The following is a 14903-nucleotide window of genomic DNA, read 5'->3' as shown; positions in this document are numbered from 1 at the left end:
GTGTACGCACCAAGGCAACGAGGTGTTGAGCCCGCGAGCACTAACTGATCGAGCCACACACTCATACACTACATCGCATTGGATCTGGTACCCGGAAACGGGTCCAGGCGCGAACTGGACTACACGTACACTACGGTCTTTGACACACCACCGATTATGGTCTACTCACGGTTCGATTCCGTGAATCGGCATTGAGGCGGCCACAGCGGCGGGGTTCCTCCCGTACCCATCCCGAACACGGACGATAAGCCCGCCTGCGTATCGGCCAGTACTGGAGTGCGCGAGCCTCTGGAAACTCCGATTCGCCGCCATCCACTCATACTCTCCATCCATTCCCCCTCGCCAGCCACCGCTCCGGTGGCCGTGAGGGGTTTCTTGCATATCTTCAAAATCAACCAGTGATGACACGGTCACTGGCGCCGGATCGTAGTAACGCTTAGCGAATAGTAATACCGCATTTCATCGAAAGACACCAAATATTTTTGGAGCGGCCCTTATCCAGTTGTGTCTGAAAAGTCATGACATGAATACAGGGGTAGACGCTCCGTCCCCGGATCTCGATACTCTGTACGACCTCTTGTCTGCTGCTCGCCGTCGGTACGTCCTGTATTACTTCCTCAAGTACGACCAGGCGACCGTCGACGAGTTGGGACAGCGAATCGCTGCCCGGGAGCACGAGGGGTCGATCGAGGGCGAGTCAGCGGAGTTGGTGGAAGCGGTGACGGTGTCGTTGATTCATAAACACGTTCCGAGACTAGCGGACCACGGATTGGTCACCTACGATCGGCGAAACGACGAGATCGGCGTCGGTGAGCGGTTCGAGGCGATACGGGAGACAGTCGAACGCGCGCGGAAGGACGAGGAGGTCGAACCGATTGAGATTGACAGCGATGCGCCGCGCTCGTTCCGGTACAGTGATCCGGTAACGGAGCCGACGAGCGACGAGTGATAGAGAGGGGCGTTCTATCGGACTAACCGGCTGATACTGTAACGACTTTTGGTAGCGGGTTCTTTCAGCGCGAAAGGTGTTCGATAAGCTCGCCAGTACGGGCCTCGAAGGTAACGTGGAAAACACAATCTACGGGATCACCGGTCGAGATTTAGAGACGCCGCTCTGCGAATGTCGTTTGTCGCCCGGAACACTAACGTCCAGCCTCATCCCGTGGCGGCGTGCCGCGTCGGCTGGCTAACCCTCGTGCCGGGCGGGGGACTGTGTCCCCGAGTACGGCTGTCGCGTGCCCGGGTTCGCCGTGCTGTCATCGCACCCGAATGGGTTGGCTCGGACGGGGACTGAAGGCACGCATTCCCACCTAGGCACGTACTACGTTTAACTCTTACAGCTCACGGAAGGTGTCTCAGCCCGGGACCGGCGCTTCGGTGACGTTGTCTCCGTCCCCGTCGTCGCCGTCGTTGTCTTCGAGCCACTGGTCGTAGGTTTCGCGCTCGACGACGACGACGTCGGCGTCCATCCGCGAGTGACCGGCGCCGCAGAACTCGGCACAGACTGCGTCGTAGCGGCCTGGTTCGTCGACGGTGGTCCGTGCGCGCGTGTATTCGCCGGGGAACGCGTCCTGTTTGACGCCGAGGTCTGGGATGAACAGCGAGTGGATGACGTCGCCACTGGTGAGCCAGAAGGTCACGTCTTCGCCGGCCGGAATGACGATCTCATTTTCGGTCGTAACGTTCGTCCCCGGGTAAGTGGCCTGCCACTCCCATTGATAGCCCTCAGCGTAGACCACCTCGTCATCGGTCTCGGGGAGGTCCTCGATCGATTCAAGCCCCTCCTGGCTCCCGTTAGTCTCGACATCGTTCGCCTGCGACGGCGAGACGTAGGGGTTGACGAGCACGCTGTAGGCGGAGAGCCCGACGAACAGCAGGATGATCGCCGTCGCAGCGGTCCAGGTGATCTCGAGGGCGGGATCTTCCGTGGTCGGTTGCGGGTTGTCGTTGTCGTGAAACTTGACGGCCGCGTAGACCAGGATCATCAGGACGAACAGCGTCAGCGGCAAGGCGACGTATAGTAACTGGTACTCGAGTCCGTCGATGAGTTCACGGTTGGGCGACTGCGCCGCGACCGTACTGGTCAGCGCGAGGAAACTCGCAGCCGCGGCTACGACTGCGACGATCGCGCGTCGGCGACGGCTACCGGGATCCATTGGACGGGCGTTCAACGACCCGCGTGAAATACAGTGTTCGTCGTGAAGTGAACAGTCACGAACTCATACCGGTTTAGGCGGGGAGTATGCGAGAAAACGTTTCAATACCGATGATAGTCACGCATCTATCAGTTCATCTTTATTTGGGTCGATGGTGAGTTCCCGGCTATGTACGGTGACGAGCGGTGCGATCGGACTACCGGAGGTGTCGGGCGACGATGAACCGTGCGCTCGCGGAGGTCGCGCTGTTCGGCGCCGTCGTCCTTCTCTGCCTTCTGACGGTCGGCCTGGCGCGCCGGCTGCGAGCCGAGCCGTCGCCGGACGGGGGTTACGCCGTCGGTCGCGAGCGGCGGCTGAGCCTGAGCGACGCGAAGGCGGCCGCGATTCGCTGGACGACGACGACGAACCACCGCGAAATCGGATTGCTGTACATCGCGTTCGGCACCGTCGCGGCGATTTGGGGCGGGATCGACGCGATGATGATCCGCACGCATCTGCTGACCCCCGCGGCGGACATCTGGACCGAGCAGACCTACAACGAACTGTTTACGATGCACGGGCTGACGATGCTGATCTTCTTCGTCACGCCGGTGTTCTTCGGGATCGGAAACTACTTCCTGCCGCTGCTGATCGGAGCCGACGATATGGCGTTTCCGCGGCTCAACGCCATCGGGTTCTGGCTGTTGCCACCGTCCCTGTTGCTCGCTCGGTTGGGGATCGTCGCCGAGGTGACGGGCGCGGTACTCGCGGTCGTCGTGCCGGCGGACCGCCTGGCGCTCCTGTCCGCATTCCAGGAGCCGGCGATCGGATGGACGATGTATCCGCCTCTGTCGCTGGCGCCGAACCCGCAGACGAACTTCCTGTTGCTGGGGCTCCATCTAAGCGGCATCGCGACGACGATCGGGGCGATCAACTTCATCACGACGGTGATCTACGAACGCGACGAGTCGATCGGGTGGGCGAACCTCGATATCTTCTCGTGGAACATGCTCATCACGAGCGCGATCATCCTCTTTGCGTTCCCGTTGCTCGGGACGGCCCTGCTGATGTTGCTGTTCGACCGTAACTTCGGCACGACCTTCTTCGCGGTCGAGGGCGGCGGCCCGATCCTCTGGCAGCACCTGCTGTGGTTCTGGGGACACCCCGAGGTATACATCATCTTCCTGCCGGCGACGGGACTGATGAGCCTGATCCTGCCGAAATTCGTCGGGCGCAAGCTGTTCGGATTCAAGTTCATCGTCTACTCGACGATCGCCATCGGCGTGCTCTCGTTCGCCGTCTGGGCCCACCACATGTTCGTGACCGGGGTCGACCCTCGTATCCGGGCGAGTTTCATGGCCACCTCGATCGCCATCGCCGTCCCAAGCGCGATCAAGGTGTTCAACTGGATCACCACGATGTGGAACGGCGACGTCAGACTCGCCGCGCCGACGATCCTCTGTGTCGGCTCGATTGGCCTCTTTATCGTCGGCGGCGTCACCGGCATCTTCCTCGCGGTCATTCCGGTGGATATCATCTACCACGGGACCTACTACGTCGTCGGCCACTTCCACCTCATTCTCATGGGGATCATCCCGCTCATGATGTTCGCGGCCAGCTACTACTGGTATCCGATGCTCACCGGCCGGATGTACGACCGCCGGCTCGCGATCTTCCAGTCGGTGCTGTTGGTCATCGGCTCCACGGTCACGTTCATGACGCTGATGGCGCTCGGCTTCCTCGAACTCCCGCGCCGATACGCGACCTACCCCGCCGAGTTCTCGGCTCTGCAGATCGTCGCGACCGTCGGCGCCTTCCTCATCGGCATCAGCGTCCTCATGTGGCTGTACAACATGCTCTGGTCGTACTTCCGGGGCACGCCGATCGAGACCGCCGACCCGTGGGAGCTGAAGGCGACCGAGCAGTTCACGCCCGAGTGGCAGTGGTTCGAGGATCGCCTCGAGCGCGAGCGCGGGGTGCCCCCGAGCGAACCCGACGAGGTCCGGCCCTCGTACGTCCCCGCCCAGGAGGACCGCCCGCTGTCGCTGTACGGTCGCATCAAACCGGTCGCCAGGCGAGCCGGGAACGACGCGGGCACGGGCGCGCTCGGTGGATTCATCGGAACGGTCCTCATGACCGGTGTGCTCCTCGTCGCGGTGGTTCTGGGAGCGTTCGACCTCGAAGCCTTCGCGACGCTCGCGACGTTCGTCGGGTTGCCGGCAAATCTCGGGCTCGGGTACGGGCTCTTCCTCATCGGCGGGATGACGGTCTGGCCCCTGCTGTTTCTGTCGCTGGGCGAGTACCTGCCGGGCGAACTCACCCTCATCACGGGGCTGTGGTACGCGACGGTCATCGCCTCGGGGTTCGCGCTCGCCTTCCACACCGACCAGACCGGCCTCGAGCTGGTGACCTATCTCCTGTTCGTCCTGCTCGCTCACTGGATCTACGGGCTGGGACTCGCCGGCACGATCGCGTACCTCGGCGGTCGCCAGCGTCGTCCGTCGACGGGGGAAAACGAATGAGCGACGACGGCGAGCCGGCTCCCGACGCGACCGAACCGCCGGCCACCGACGAGATGGGACCGGTCGAACCGACCGCGTCCTCGGAGTCGCTGCTGTTGACCTACGCCGCCCCCTTTCTCGGCGTCATCCTGATCGCCCTCGGGATCCCGCTCTCGATCGTCGGCGGCTACGTCGTCATTCAGGACGGCCTCGGTCTCTGCGGGACGCCTGGTATCACGGCGACACCCGTGGAGGAGTACGACGGCGGGTTAGAGACCGTCGAGGAACTGCCCGCCGAGGAACTCTCGCAGGCGGAGCGGGAGGCTCTCGAGGAGGCGATCGACAGTCCGCTCCGGGAGGGGATCATCAACGGCGAGTCGCCCAACCGGGAGACGTTACTCGATGGCGCGATCGTCCCCTACGAGGACGACCGCTATTACGTCCAGATCACGTCACAGAACTCCTGTCTCGAGGTGCAGCCGCTGTTGTTCCCGCTCGGCGGCATCGCCATCCTTCTGGGGATCGTCGGGGTGTTGACGCCGCCGATTTACCGGAGGATGGCCGGCTTCGAGGAGCGGATGCGACGCGAGCGGTCCGACTGATCGGAGCGTCGACGGCCGACTACCCGATTTCGGAGCGACGTGGCGACGGTCTCGGCCGGCGTTATTCCTCGGACGCGTCGGTCTCGCTGGTCTCGTCGGTCCTGTTGGGCTCGTTGTTCGTCATCGGATCCGGCTCGGGGGCGACGACTTCGCCGTCGCCTGGCTGTTCGGCGGCGTAGGAGAACTGGCCCTTGCCGTCCGGCGACTCGCCCTCGGTCCAGGGGTAGCCGGGATCGGATTGCGGCTCGCGCCTGGTCGAGATGAACGTGTAATTGACTTCCTGGTTCTCCTCTTCCTGCGGGAAACTCGCGGGGACCGGAACGGGGTCCTCGAGCGTTTCGAGGGCTTCGAGCCATTGGTTCTGGTGCATGGTATCCCGGGCGATCAGGTACGAGAGCATGTCCTTCATCCCGGGGTCGTCGGTGTACTCCCACAGCCGGGTTGCGAGGGTGCGGCCGGTCGCCTCGGCCATCACGTTCGCGTAGAGGTCGCCGGCGAGGTTGCCCGACGCGGCGATGTAGCCGCCGGTGAAGGGGACGCCGTTGCTGTCGACGGGCATCGCAGACTGGCCGGCCGAGAGGAACTGGCGCGGATTCTGTCCGGTCATCGACGCCGCGGCGGCCGCCGTCTCCTGGGCCTCGTCACTCATCTCCGTCGGTGAGCCCCGGAGGTTCTTCGTGACCGCGGTCGCGAGCATCTCGATGTGACCGAGTTCCTCGGCGGCGGTCTCCATCAGGAGGTTCCGATACGCCTCGTACTCCTCGGGCAGCGCCCAGGCCTGGAACATGTACTGCATGGCGACGCGCATCTCGCCTTCCTGACCGCCGATCGCTTGCTGAAGGAGCTTCGCGAAGTGGGGATCCGGTTCTTCGACAGTGACCTCGTACTGGAGCTCCGGTTCTTGAAAGAACATCCATTCACCGGGCCCACGGCAAGCGAGATAAACGGCTATTACGATCGGTACTGAACGTGTTATCGACTGATAATTAACTGATACGAACTACTCAGATCTCGCTGTAGAAACAGTGATAATCCCCTTCTCGGGCGGGAGATCAGCGATCACTCGTTGTGTAATCATGGCAAACTCTTATTCCGACCACGGTGGTCGGGGACCAGCGTATGAGCGATGACTCACTCCGGTCGACGTCCCGCCGATCGTTCGTCAAGTACGGTGCCCTGTCGACGGGCGCGCTCGTCGGCGCCGGCGGCGCGACGACGAACGTCGGTGTGCAATCCGGCGAGTCCGACGATGATCCGGTCAAGCAGGGGGTGATGTACCCTTATCAGCTCACGCCGGAACGGCGCGCCACGGTCGTCGAGGCGGGACTCGACTGGCGGGCCGATCGGCTCGACGAGGTCTACCAGGCCAACGTGATCGCGTACGACCACGCGCCGTCGTATCGGGCGTTCCTCTTTACCCCGGCGGCGACCGTCGAGGCGGACCAGGCGATCGAACTCGGAACCGTCCGCGGCTCGCCGGCGGCCGACGGGGACCGGTTCGTCACCGTCGGACTCGAGTCCGGCACTGCAGCCGGCGAGTGACTGTCTCGGACGCGGACGCCCCATCGTGGCGGGCGATCGGTCGGTCACCGGGGTTTTTCGTCGGTGGCTGTAGTACCACGGTTCCGCGAGGAAAACCCGTGGGCAATTCCGAGGACAAACGGCGAGCGGCGGCGAAATGTGACCGCTGCGGGGAGATCGGCATCGTGCAACTCTGGCCCGACGGCAGCGTCCAGCCACTCGGCCAGCCCGATTTCTGCGACTGCGAGTCGTCGGAGCTGCAGGTGCTCGAGACGGATTTCGATCCGGACGAGTACCCGTGAGGAATCGGGGTCCGGTTGCCGGCTGTTCGCGCTTACATCGACGCGCCGACGTAGAGGACCGCCACGAGGAACAGCCAGACGAAATCCACGAAGTGCCAGTACAGCGAGACGGTCGCGACCGACGTGTCGCGGTCCGGCCCGTAGTGGCCCCGCAGCGCCCGCCAGCAGAGTACGGCGATCCCGCCGACGCCCAGGGAGACGTGGAGGCCGTGGAGTCCGGTCAGGCCGAAGAAGGCGCTCCCGAAGATGCCACTCGAGAGGGTAAAGCCCTCCGCGATGACGAACTCGTAGTACTCGTAGACCTGGCCGGCCAGGAAGACCACGCCGAGCACGAGCGTCGCCCCGAGCAGTCCGAGGAAGCGCCGCCGGTTGTCGTGCTCTAAGGCCTCGTGTGCGTAGTGGAAGGTGACGCTGCTGGCGATCAGGATCGCGGTGTTGACGAGCACGAGCGACCCCACCAGCGACGGCAGTTCCTCGGGCGGCCAGGTGCCGATCCTGACGAAGAAGTAGTAGACGAACAGGGCGCCGAACGTCGAGATGTCCGTCCCGAGGAACAGCAGCGTCGTCGAGACGTACGACTCGCGGGCCTTGGGATTGCCCTGCGGGTCGCGGGTCGGTGCCAGGAACGCCTGGTCGACCCAGCCTGCAACGCCGGCCAGCAGGATAATCGACCCGACGGCGGCGAGGCCGACGCCGATCAGCGGCGGGATGAGATCGGTTTCGTTGCCGAGGATGGCGATTGCGACGCCGATGTAGAGCCCGCCGGCGCCGACGGCGGCGACGAGCGGCCAGCGGCTCCGGTGTTCGTGCTCGTCCTCGTCGTGGTCCCCGCGACCGCGGTGGTCGCCGTACTCCTCGGGCGCCTGGTCATCGGGGACGCCGCGGCCGTGGTCGGGACCGTGACCGTGGCCTGCGCCGTCGGGTTCGACCTGGTGGTCGCGCTCGTCGGGGGGATCCGCGTTCGAGCCAGAGCCCATACCCGTTCTTCCACGTCGAGCCCGAAAAAGGATCGCCGCGCACGGACAATTACGCGTCGATTACGGCGCCGAGTACGGCACCGGTACCGGCGCCGTCGGCGAGATGCCGACGGCCGGCGTCGCGGTCAGTAGAAGTAGTCGTCTTCCGAGAGTTGGACGTAGCCGCCGTCGCGGTACGTGAACTTCCGGCGCTTGTACGTCGCGAGGATCTTCGCGGCGTCGAGGCCCGCGGAGTACTTCTTGGAGATCAGGACGTTATCTGTACTGGTCCCCTGCATGTCGGTGACCGTGTCGAACGCCCAGTCCCAGTCGTCGGGACCGTAGTCCTCGACGATATCGGCGAAGGCGACGTTGCGGAGGATCTCGTCGCCGATCGCGCGCTTCCAGAGATCGTTGTAGTTCTCGAGCGAGTCCGTCCCGGCCAGGCGGCCGGCGATTTTCCCGGTGCGGACGGCGACGTGGTAGCCGCCCTCGTGGAAGGCGGAAGTGGTCCCCATCGCACCGCCGGCGACGGCGATGTTGGCGCCGACCGGCGAGTCGATCGGTCGCGTCGAGGAGATTGGGTACGTCTCGGTCCCTTTCGACTTCCCGCGGTCTTCGACGCGGGGGATGTCTTCCTCGATGTCGTACTCGTCGCCGTACTCCTGTTCTAAGAGTCGTCGGATGTACTCCGCGCCCGAGGGGATCTGGTCGTCGTCGGGCCGCAGGAGCTTGTAGGAGGCGGGATCGTCGACGTCCTCGAGTTCCATCCCGATCGGCATCGTCAGCCCGACGCGGGCCACGGTGCCGTCGTTCGGGAAGACCCAGGGGTAGGCCGTCTCGCCGGGCATGTATCCCCACCAGAACTTGAGCCGGTCTTCGAACTCCTCGAACAGTTCCTCGGGGAACTCCCGGTACTCCTGATAGGCGATGTGGTTCGCTTCCGGCGGCGAGAGGTAGTCCGAGACGCTCCGGCCAGGCGGCGTGAACTGGTCGAGCGCCTCCAGCGTGATCCGGCGCTGCGGGCCGTCCGCGAGGACGACGTATTGGGCCTCGAGTTCGTCGCCGTTCGAGAGCGTCAGCGTGTGGGTCGGTCCCTTCGGACCGGACGCGCGGAGGTCCGTCTCGAGATCCGCGACCCCGGTCCCGACGCGGAGGTCCGCGCCGGCGTCGGTGGCGCGCTCGTAGAGCCAGTCGTCCATCCGCGCGCGGTGGAAGGTGTAGCCGAACTTCGGATAGCTAGCCTCCATCCCCGTCGTCCCGAGTTCGACGGTGCTGTTCGGGCCGATGAACTTCGTGCTCTCGAGTTCCTGCAGGATGATGTCGTCGGGAATTTCCCGATAGTCGAACCCCATAATGTCGATCCAATAGTCGAGCATCCCGGCGGCGTCGGTCGAGTCCGGCCCCAGCCCCTCGCGATCCTCTCGCGGCACCCCCTGTTCGAAGAGTACCGTCTCTGCGCCGTGGGCGGCGGCTTGCTCCGCCGCGGACGCACCGGCGGGGCCGCCGCCGACGATCGCGACGTCTACGCGTTCCATATTCCGTAGGAGTCTCATCCGTCCGTATTAAATCGCTTGAAACATTCGGCGGTCGCGTTGCGGCCCGATCGGCAACGGAGACGCCGTAGTCGCCGCGAAGCGCGACTCGCGCGACCGATCGGGGGCGTTCAGGGGGCGGTCGAGCCGGCCGACGGGACGTCACGGATCGACCGGCGACGGTGACGGCCGGCGAGTGCCGTAGTCGTCGTATTCGTTTCGCACACTGCCGACCGATCATCGATCGTGTTGATTGATGTATCTCGCACGCATCGACAGCGGTATGGCCGCATCGTCCGACGTTCTGGTGCTTCGAAAAGGGACTCACGGCATTCCGATCGAACAGTACGCCGACGCGATCCGCGATCGATTGCCCGATCGCACCGTCGAGCTCGCGCGAACGCCCGCCGCGGAGCGCGAGGCGATTCGGGACGCGCACTTTGTTACCGGCATGACCCTCGAGGACGACCTCCTCGACGCCGCCGAGAGCCTCGACGTTTTCGCGTGTGCGTACGCGGGTACCGGCCACCTCCCCCTCGATCGACTCGAGGAGCGCGGCGTCGCGGTGACCAACGCCTCCGGCGTCCACGGCCCGAACATCGGCGAGCACGTCCTCGGCTCGATCCTCTCCTTCGCCAGGCGGTTTCACGTGGGCGCGCGCCGCCAACGGCGCCGCGAGTGGCGCCACTACAAGGCCCACGAGTTGCAGGGCTCGACGGTGACGATCGTCGGCCTCGGCGCGATCGGGCGGTCGGTCGCGGAGCGCCTCGAGCCGTTCGGCGTCGAGACGATCGGCGTGCGGTACTCCCCCGAGAAGGGCGGGCCGACGGACGAGGTGATCGGCTTCGAGGGGGAGGCGTTCGACGACGCCCTCGCGCGGACGGACTACCTGGTGCTCGCGTGTCCGCTCACGGAGACGACCCAGGGGCTGATCGACCGCGACGCCTTCGTCACGATCGATCCCGACACGGTGCTGGTCAACGTCGCCCGCGGGCCGGTCGTCGACACCGACGCGCTCGTCGAGGCGCTGCGCTCGAACTGGATCCGCGGGGCTGCCTTAGACGTCACCGATCCCGAACCGCTGCCCGAGGACCACCCGCTGTGGACCTTCGAGAACGTCCAGATCACGCCCCATAACGCGGGCCACACGCCGCAGTACTACGAGCGCCTGGCCGACATCGTCGCCGAGAACGCCCGTCGGTTCGACGGGGAGGGACGCGACGCGGAACTGCGCAATCAGGTGTTGCCCTGACGGTCGCCGCAGTCCGATCGCGGCGCTCGCTCGGCGTCTGATCCGGCGACGCAGTTTTTTCACTCTGCCGCCCGAATCGGGGGCTATGAGCCAGTCATCAGGCGGTCGGATCGGATCCCCGCGAGGTGAACACCGATGACGCTCTCGTTCGACGGGACGATCCTGGTCCCCGTCGCCGATCCGGACGACGGCGAGCGGACGGCCGCGGCGCTCGCGCCGTACCTCGAGCCGTCGAGTACGGTTGTCGTCGTCAACGTCATCGAGAAGGCCGACGGCGCGCCGGACAAGGCCTCGGTCGAGCAGCGCGAGGAGTACGCCGGAGAAATCTTCGAGCGCGCCCGCGGCCCGCTCGCGGACGCGCCGGGCACGGTCGAGACGGCGATCCTCTTCGGAACCGACGTCGTCGAACGGATCTTCGAGGCGGCCGAGGACCGCGCCGTCGACGCCGTCGTCTTCGAGCCCCGCAAGGGGGGTCGATTCGCGGACCTGCTCGCCGGCGACGTGGCCCGCCGCCTGGTGAAAGAGGCGGCGGTCCCGGTCGTCGCCCTGCCGCGGACCGACGCCTGATCGGCGATCGGTGTCTGACGACCAGCGACTGACGACCGGCGGCCGACGATGCCACTACCGCTGAGGACCGAAGAATCGAAAATCGAACATTGAACAGCTACCACAGCCAGGTCTCTCGTCCGGTATTGCAGCGCCGAGACTGCCGCCTCGAAAACCCGATTATTGCTCGGCGAGCGTTACCTCGCCCGCCTGGTCGACCGTGATCCGATACCCCGCGTAGTCGAACGTGACGGTCCCGACGGAACGGTCCGCGGCGCCCGTGGACTGGAACAGCGAATCCAGCGCCGACGGGTCGATCACGTCGTACAGCGGTCCGAATTCGTCGGCGAGTTCGAGGACGTCGACCCCCGACTCCGTGGCGATCGCGTCGATGACCGCCTCGCTGAGCGGTTGCTCCGCGTCGGCGCGGTACGTGGACCCGCTGATTCCGTCCTGCGGCGGTGACTCGACGGCTGCGCTTTCAATCTCCATACCTCGGTTAGCGGCGTGACGGGGGAAACGACCACGATTGGGTGGTCAACGTTTTAAGACGGGTCCCATTCACCCGGTTCATCCGGGGCATCCGGTTTTCGTAACGTGTTTTGGAGCAGGTTCGCCTGGCCGCGACGGAGGCGAGCGGACAGCGCCTGGTCTGAGATGTCGAGCGTGGCCGCGATCGCCGAGAGCGTCGTCTCCCGCGGGACGTCGAAGTACCCTTCGTCGAGGGCCGCGAGGAGGGCTTCCCGTTGGTGCTCGGTGACGCCGTATCGGTCGCCGATCGCGTCCGATTCGCTGAAAATGCGGTGGATTCGGAACGGGATGTCCCGCTCGCGACAGTGGTCGCGATACGCCATCAGTGCATCCCGTGTCGGAATGCGAGCGCGGATTCTCGTGTCTTTCGTGACGGTGATGTCGAGGTACGCGATGTCGTATTCCGCCGCCGCGGGATAGGTTAGATGTTCCTCACCGCGGTCGCTCAGACTCACGCTATACAGCCGTCGATCGCTCCGTTCTTCGAGGAGCGTAAACGACTGGACCGTTTCGTCGTCCGCCAGCGCCGATTCGACGCCGTTGAGATCGCTGGCGTACATCCAGACGATGAGTTTCGTTTCGCCCGTCGCCGACTGATAGATCTCCTCGATGTCGATCCGCGAGACGGCCTCGACGGTCCGTCGGAGGATCGGCGTCGCGATTTCGTACTCGACGATGAGGACCATACGAACCCCCCTCGATCGGGGTTCGACGCGAGGGATTGTTATACTATGGCGTGGGAAGGATCGGCTGCCCCGCCGCGGAAGGGATGCGTCTGAGAACGGCCGATTGTGACCAGGCAGTCCTACTCGGAAGCCGACCGATGGAGAAGCATTCGAACCGGATCCGGCCGGTGACTGGCGGCCGATGCCCGCTGATCGCTGATCGTTGACTGTTCGACCTGCTAGATGTAGCCGTTCTCGAGCAGCAGTTCGCCGTTCAGGACGCTCGCGCCAGCGGCGCCGCGGATCGTGTTGTGCGCGAGGCAGTTGTACTGAAGTCCGAAGGGCGATTCCTGGAGGCCGCCCGCCGCGATGGCCATCCCGTCGCCGAGGGTCCGATCCATTCGCGGCTGCGGGCGGTCGGGTTCCTCGAAGACGTGAATGAGCGGGTCGGGCGAGGACCGCAGGTCCAGCGACGGGAACTCCCGCATGGCCTCGGCGGCCTCGTCGGCCGTGAGGTCCTCCTCGGTCTCGACCCAGACGTTCTCGAGGTGGCCGTCGATCGTCGGGATGCGGTTACAGGAGGCCGAGACCGCCATGCCGTTGTGGGACAGTTCGGCCCCGTCGAACTCGCCCAGCAGTTTGCGGGACTCGGTCTCGAGCTTGTCCTCCTCGCTGCCGATGTAGGGGATGGCGTTGTCGATGATCTCCATCGAGGTGACGCCGTCGTAGCCCGCCCCGGAGACGGCCTGGAGCGTCGAGACGTGGACCTTCTCGAGCCCGTACTCGGCCAGCGCCGCGAGCGTGGGGACGAAGGTGATCGTCGAGCAGTTGGGGTTCTTGACGAGGGCGCCGTCCCAGCCGCGCTCGTCGCGCTGGACCTCGAGCAGGTCGAGGTGTTCGGCGTTGACCTCCGGAATCACGAGGGGGATGTCGTCGTCCATCCGCCCGTTCGAGGAGTTCGAGGAAACGACGTAGCCCGCCTCACAGAACGGGGGTTCGACCTCCGCCCCGACGCTCGAGGGGAGCGACGAGAAGATCAGGTCGACGTCGTTGGGAACCTCGTCGGGGTCGGTCGCCACGACGGTCATGTCGGCGACGTCGTCCGGGATGGGGCTGTCGACGCGCCACTTCGCGGCCTGGCGATACGTCTTGCCGGCGCTCGAATCGCTCGCGGTCAGCGCTGCGATCTCGAAGTCCGGGTGGGGATCGAGCAGCTGAATCAGTCGCTGTCCGACGGCGCCGGTCGCACCGAGTACGCCTACTCGTACTGCCATTTTCCGCCACTCCGAGTTGTGTCCGCAAAACCGTTTGGGTTTTCGGTAGCGCGTGTCAACCGACGGAGTTACCGACCGGTTTCAGGCTCGAGTTCCTGAGTCGCCGTCGCGGTCCGAACCGCCCACGCCCCGACGTGGCACCCGCTGCCGTGAACGGATAGAAGATGTTAAGAAAACGGAGCGGCACCTAGCGACCGATGCACTACCGACAGGATCGACGTGCGACCGGCTCCGGCCGGTCCCGGCCCGCGTCGGTCGATCGCGACGCGAAGGGGATCGTCCAGCAGCCGACCACCAGCGCGGGGTGGTTCCGATGACGAATTCGACCGCGACCGGCGACCGCGGCCTGCTGGAAACCAGGTTCAGCATGGGCGCGACGGCCGTCGCAGCTATCGCGGCGCTCGTCGGACTCGCTTTCGGTTGGATGGGGTACAACGACGGCATGCTCCCGGTCGTCGGGGAGCTGGGCATTCTGACCGGCGTTATCGGTCTCCTGTTCGGCCTCGGGATCGCCGTCGTCGCGTTCGTCGCGGCGGTCTACATGGAACCAGGCTTCGGCGAATAACGATACCGCGACCGCTTCTCCGACGTCGACTGACCACGACGTTCTCTCCGCTTTCGTTCCGCCGTAACGGCGGTTTCGTTCACGGCGGATCGGTTCGCCCGCCGGCCGCTGCCTGTCGTTTCGGCCGCCGACTGTCGCCCGCAGCCCGTGACCGGTGCGCTACGCAGCGGCAAAACTCGATACGTCGGACCGAGTCCCGCGGCTCGCCGGTCGTCGAGATCTCGTTACGAGGATGAGAATACCGACTTACGCTGGAACTTCCGAGCCCTTTTTCCGCGTGACGTAGCCCGCGATGCGGTTGCGGACGCCCTTGGACTCGACGTTGGTGAGCTTCTCGACGCTCTCTTTGTTCTGTTCGAAATCGGTCGTGAACGCGTCCGGGTACCGCTCCAGGAGGAGGTTCCCGGTCTTCTTGACGTAGGCCGGTTTGATTGCCATATTGGGTGGTTCCGTCCAGAGGCTCTTAATCCCTTTCTCTTTGTCGCTCCGGGATTCGGTCGGCCGCGACGGCGAGAACC

Annotated in this window: 16 protein-coding genes and 1 rRNA gene; 9 read left to right on the top strand and 8 right to left on the bottom strand. The window is 65.0% G+C overall.

The genetic code is table 11. The features are described 5' to 3' along the window. The first annotated feature begins 192 nt into the window (after positions 1–192). Together rrf and BMY29_RS05485 are read left to right on the top strand one after the other, a co-directional pair. A 5S ribosomal RNA gene (rrf, locus tag BMY29_RS05490) occupies positions 193–314 on the top strand. Positions 315–523: 209 nt separating this feature from the next. After that, entirely contained in the window at positions 524–949 is a 426-nt protein-coding gene (locus tag BMY29_RS05485; RefSeq protein ID WP_074854635.1) for a DUF7344 domain-containing protein, read from the top strand. A 406-nt stretch (positions 950–1355) separates the two neighbouring features. Here the strand turns inward: BMY29_RS05485 and coxB are convergent, their stop codons facing one another. Continuing rightward, on the bottom strand, positions 1356–2156 hold the full coding sequence (coxB, locus tag BMY29_RS05480) for a cytochrome c oxidase subunit II (protein WP_049990398.1): 801 nt from the start codon (positions 2154–2156) through the stop codon (positions 1356–1358). A 218-nt stretch (positions 2157–2374) separates the two neighbouring features. Between coxB and BMY29_RS05475 the strand changes: the two genes are divergently transcribed. Both BMY29_RS05475 and BMY29_RS05470 read left to right on the top strand, forming a co-directional pair. Further along, entirely contained in the window at positions 2375–4657 is a 2283-nt protein-coding gene (locus BMY29_RS05475) for a DUF6789 family protein (protein WP_049990399.1), read from the top strand. Beyond that, positions 4654–5238, top strand: a complete 585-nt coding sequence (locus BMY29_RS05470) for a DUF7979 domain-containing protein (protein WP_049990400.1) — start codon at positions 4654–4656, stop codon at positions 5236–5238. The genes BMY29_RS05475 and BMY29_RS05470 overlap by 4 nt, the downstream gene beginning before the upstream one ends. Positions 5239–5299: 61 nt before the next feature. Here BMY29_RS05470 and BMY29_RS05465 read toward each other — a convergent pair whose 3' ends face one another. Beyond that, positions 5300–6151 carry a manganese catalase gene (locus tag BMY29_RS05465; RefSeq protein WP_049990401.1) on the bottom strand — a complete coding sequence of 284 codons (852 nt, stop codon included), beginning with the start codon at positions 6149–6151 and terminating at the stop codon, positions 5300–5302. A gap of 206 nt (positions 6152–6357) precedes the next feature. Between BMY29_RS05465 and BMY29_RS05460 the strand changes: the two genes are divergently transcribed. Both BMY29_RS05460 and BMY29_RS05455 read left to right on the top strand, forming a co-directional pair. Then, positions 6358–6780 carry a hypothetical protein gene (locus BMY29_RS05460; protein WP_049990402.1) on the top strand — a complete coding sequence of 141 codons (423 nt, stop codon included), beginning with the start codon at positions 6358–6360 and terminating at the stop codon, positions 6778–6780. Positions 6781–6878: 98 nt separating this feature from the next. Further along, positions 6879–7061 carry a hypothetical protein gene (locus BMY29_RS05455; protein WP_049990403.1) on the top strand — a complete coding sequence of 61 codons (183 nt, stop codon included), beginning with the start codon at positions 6879–6881 and terminating at the stop codon, positions 7059–7061. Positions 7062–7093: 32 nt separating this feature from the next. Here the strand turns inward: BMY29_RS05455 and BMY29_RS05450 are convergent, their stop codons facing one another. Continuing rightward, positions 7094–8038, bottom strand: a complete 945-nt coding sequence (locus BMY29_RS05450) for a cytochrome c oxidase subunit 3 (protein WP_049990404.1) — start codon at positions 8036–8038, stop codon at positions 7094–7096. Positions 8039–8163: 125 nt separating this feature from the next. Further along, positions 8164–9555 carry an NAD(P)/FAD-dependent oxidoreductase gene (locus tag BMY29_RS05445; RefSeq protein WP_049990405.1) on the bottom strand — a complete coding sequence of 464 codons (1392 nt, stop codon included), beginning with the start codon at positions 9553–9555 and terminating at the stop codon, positions 8164–8166. Positions 9556–9835: 280 nt separating this feature from the next. On the opposite strand from BMY29_RS05445, the gene BMY29_RS05440 reads away from it, so the two are divergent. Together BMY29_RS05440 and BMY29_RS05435 are read left to right on the top strand one after the other, a co-directional pair. After that, a complete protein-coding gene (locus BMY29_RS05440) occupies positions 9836–10804 on the top strand; it encodes a D-2-hydroxyacid dehydrogenase (RefSeq protein WP_241471289.1) in 969 nt (322 codons plus the stop codon). Positions 10805–10939: 135 nt separating this feature from the next. Then, a complete protein-coding gene (locus BMY29_RS05435) occupies positions 10940–11371 on the top strand; it encodes a universal stress protein (RefSeq protein WP_049990407.1) in 432 nt (143 codons plus the stop codon). Between the two features lie 159 nt (positions 11372–11530). Here the strand turns inward: BMY29_RS05435 and BMY29_RS05430 are convergent, their stop codons facing one another. The 3 genes from BMY29_RS05430 to asd all read right to left on the bottom strand — a co-directional run bounded on the left by BMY29_RS05430 (position 11531) and on the right by asd (position 13820). Then, a complete protein-coding gene (locus tag BMY29_RS05430; protein ID WP_049990408.1) occupies positions 11531–11842 on the bottom strand; it encodes a HalOD1 output domain-containing protein in 312 nt (103 codons plus the stop codon). Positions 11843–11895: 53 nt separating this feature from the next. Continuing rightward, positions 11896–12567 (bottom strand): helix-turn-helix domain-containing protein, encoded by a 672-nt coding sequence (locus tag BMY29_RS05425; protein ID WP_049990409.1) that lies wholly within the window; start codon positions 12565–12567, stop codon positions 11896–11898. A gap of 218 nt (positions 12568–12785) precedes the next feature. Further along, positions 12786–13820, bottom strand: a complete 1035-nt coding sequence (asd, locus tag BMY29_RS05420) for an aspartate-semialdehyde dehydrogenase (protein WP_049990410.1) — start codon at positions 13818–13820, stop codon at positions 12786–12788. 304 nt (positions 13821–14124) lie between these two features. Here asd and BMY29_RS05415 point away from each other — a divergent pair, with 304 nt between their 5' ends. Continuing rightward, positions 14125–14385, top strand: coding sequence for a hypothetical protein (locus tag BMY29_RS05415; protein WP_049990411.1), 261 nt, complete (start codon positions 14125–14127; stop codon positions 14383–14385). A 246-nt stretch (positions 14386–14631) separates the two neighbouring features. Here BMY29_RS05415 and BMY29_RS05410 read toward each other — a convergent pair whose 3' ends face one another. Continuing rightward, positions 14632–14823 carry a 30S ribosomal protein S17e gene (locus tag BMY29_RS05410; RefSeq protein WP_049990412.1) on the bottom strand — a complete coding sequence of 64 codons (192 nt, stop codon included), beginning with the start codon at positions 14821–14823 and terminating at the stop codon, positions 14632–14634. Positions 14824–14903 lie beyond the last annotated feature (80 nt).

The organism is Natrinema salifodinae, from assembly GCF_900110455.1.
GTDB lineage: Archaea > Halobacteriota > Halobacteria > Halobacteriales > Natrialbaceae > Natrinema > Natrinema salifodinae.
Note: the sequence above shows the minus strand (reverse complement) of the source record. Positions and strands in the feature narration are given on the sequence as shown.

Excerpts from the sequence above, each read along its gene's own strand:
- BMY29_RS05485 (WP_074854635.1), top strand. The coding sequence starts at position 524 with ATGAATACAGGGGTAGACGCTCCGTCCCCGGATCTCGATACTCTGTAC.
- coxB (WP_049990398.1), bottom strand. The coding sequence starts at position 2,156 with ATGGATCCCGGTAGCCGTCGCCGACGCGCGATCGTCGCAGTCGTAGCC.
- BMY29_RS05475 (WP_049990399.1), top strand. The coding sequence starts at position 2,375 with ATGAACCGTGCGCTCGCGGAGGTCGCGCTGTTCGGCGCCGTCGTCCTT.
- BMY29_RS05470 (WP_049990400.1), top strand. The coding sequence starts at position 4,654 with ATGAGCGACGACGGCGAGCCGGCTCCCGACGCGACCGAACCGCCGGCC.
- BMY29_RS05465 (WP_049990401.1), bottom strand. The coding sequence starts at position 6,151 with ATGTTCTTTCAAGAACCGGAGCTCCAGTACGAGGTCACTGTCGAAGAA.
- BMY29_RS05460 (WP_049990402.1), top strand. The coding sequence starts at position 6,358 with ATGAGCGATGACTCACTCCGGTCGACGTCCCGCCGATCGTTCGTCAAG.
- BMY29_RS05450 (WP_049990404.1), bottom strand. The coding sequence starts at position 8,038 with ATGGGCTCTGGCTCGAACGCGGATCCCCCCGACGAGCGCGACCACCAG.
- BMY29_RS05445 (WP_049990405.1), bottom strand. The coding sequence starts at position 9,555 with ATGGAACGCGTAGACGTCGCGATCGTCGGCGGCGGCCCCGCCGGTGCG.
- BMY29_RS05440 (WP_241471289.1), top strand. The coding sequence starts at position 9,836 with ATGGCCGCATCGTCCGACGTTCTGGTGCTTCGAAAAGGGACTCACGGC.
- BMY29_RS05435 (WP_049990407.1), top strand. The coding sequence starts at position 10,940 with ATGACGCTCTCGTTCGACGGGACGATCCTGGTCCCCGTCGCCGATCCG.
- BMY29_RS05430 (WP_049990408.1), bottom strand. The coding sequence starts at position 11,842 with ATGGAGATTGAAAGCGCAGCCGTCGAGTCACCGCCGCAGGACGGAATC.
- BMY29_RS05425 (WP_049990409.1), bottom strand. The coding sequence starts at position 12,567 with ATGGTCCTCATCGTCGAGTACGAAATCGCGACGCCGATCCTCCGACGG.
- asd (WP_049990410.1), bottom strand. The coding sequence starts at position 13,820 with ATGGCAGTACGAGTAGGCGTACTCGGTGCGACCGGCGCCGTCGGACAG.
- BMY29_RS05410 (WP_049990412.1), bottom strand. The coding sequence starts at position 14,823 with ATGGCAATCAAACCGGCCTACGTCAAGAAGACCGGGAACCTCCTCCTG.